Below are 1,760 nucleotides of genomic sequence, written 5' to 3'. Positions count from 1 at the left end.
GTTCGGGTGGGAGGGGCGGTGTCGCCCACGCGTCCTGGCGCGGGACTGTGCCCCACTCCTTGTCGGTCGAGGGCCTTCCCCACTGGTCCTGGCCGGCCAGTGTCTCCCAGGCGACCTGCTGCGCGGAGGTCTCCCACGCGTCCCGCCGGGCGTGCCTTCCGTGGGAGCCGCTCATGCCGCGTGTACCCGGAACAGGCCGTCCTCGTCCAGCTCATGGACCTGGCCGGTGTCCACTTCGTAGTACCAGCCGTGAAGTCGCAGCCGGCCCGCGTCGAGGCACTGCCGAGCCGAGGGGTACTCCCGCAGGGCGGCGAGCTGGTTGACGATGTTCAGCTGCACCACGTCCGACAGCGACGGGTCGGTCATCGGGGTGCCGTCGAGCACCGGGGCGAGCCGGGGACGGGCCAGATCCAGCCAGGCCTCCACACCCGGCAGCCTGGACAGGTCGTCGCCGGACCTGATCGCGCCCATCGCACCACAGTGGGAATGGCCACACACGATGACGTCCTGAACGCCGAGCACCTCCAGTGCGTACTCGATGGTGGCGGCCTCGCCGGAGGCCCCCGGTTGCCCAAAAGGCGGAACGATATTGCCCGCGTTCCGCAGCTCGAATATCTCTCCGGGCCGTGCTCCCGTGATGAGGGCGGGTATGACCCGTGAGTCCGAGCAGGTAATGAACAGCGCCTCGGGATATTGACCTTCGGCCAGTTTCCGGTATTCGCCGCTTTCGAAGTCGACCCGTCGCTTGAACGAGCGGGCGCGGTCCAGCAATGCCTTCACGGTTCCTCCCGGCAGTGATTGACCAGGTCAGAGATGGTTCGGTGGGGGTTCGACCGGGTCCTCATCACCGTAGAACAGCGACTGACAGACGAAGGTTAGGAGAACACTAAAGCGCGGCCAGGAATGGCCCAGACTTTGTCCGGGTGTCCTCGGGGAAGGCTAAGAGAACGTCAAGGCCGCGGGTCCGGGTCGGTTTTTGAGCGGCTCCTCACATTGGCCCGGATCTGCGCGACGCGCCATTGACCGCTCTTGTAGCGTGTCAGCTCCACGGCAACGGAATTCCTGCTGTCCCGATGCCTGGCTGCTGTTGACGGTTCACGGAGAGACGGGAACGCATGGGCGTACGAGTGCTGCTCATCGAGGACGACCAGACGATCGCCGAACCGCTCGCCGAGGGTCTGGGGCACTTCGGGCTGGCGGTCCATCATGTCGCCACCGGCACCGAGGGGCTGAGGGGGCCGTACGGCGATGTCGTGCTGCTCGACCTCGGTCTGCCGGACATGGACGGCATCGATGTCTGTCGCGGTATCCGGCAGACCTCGGACGTGCCCATCATCATTCTCAGCGCACGGGGCGAGGAGGCCGACCGCGTCCTGGGCCTCGAACTTGGTGCCGACGACTATCTGGCGAAACCATTCAGCATGCGCGAGCTGGTGGCACGTGTACGTGCCGTGACCCGGCGGACGCAACGGAGTGCGCAGGCCGGGCAGTTCGCGGGTGCGGAGGCCTATGGGGCGGGTACGACGGGTACGACGAGTACGAGCGGGGGCTTCGGCGCTGCGGGGAGCGGGGCCGATCCGTTCGGGGCGACCGATCCGCTCGCGGCGCCTGATCCGTTCGGGGCGCCTGATCCGTTCGGGAATCCGTTCGGCGTGCCCGGGTCCTCGGGCTCGGGGGCGTACGACCACAGGGGCTACGGTGCGGGGGCTCCGGCTGCGGGGATCTCCGACACGGGCGCGTTCGACGGCGGGGGCCTTGAG

2 protein-coding genes are annotated in these 1,760 nt (G+C 67.7%); one reads left to right on the top strand and one right to left on the bottom strand.

All coding sequences use genetic code 11. From position 1 onward, the window contains the following. Window positions 1-171: 171 nt before the first annotated feature. Window positions 172-780, bottom strand: coding sequence for a carbonic anhydrase (locus tag FNH04_RS45645; protein ID WP_322725745.1), 609 nt, complete (start codon window positions 778-780; stop codon window positions 172-174). 335 nt (window positions 781-1,115) lie between these two features. Here FNH04_RS45645 and FNH04_RS48455 point away from each other — a divergent pair. Further along, on the top strand, window positions 1,116-1,760 hold a 645-nt coding region (locus FNH04_RS48455; RefSeq protein WP_228032062.1), incomplete at its 3' end, for a response regulator transcription factor.

The sequence above is a fragment of the Streptomyces phyllanthi genome (assembly GCF_009377205.1).
Lineage (GTDB): Bacteria > Actinomycetota > Actinomycetes > Streptomycetales > Streptomycetaceae > Streptomyces > Streptomyces phyllanthi.
This window is presented reverse-complemented; position numbering and strand designations above follow the sequence as displayed.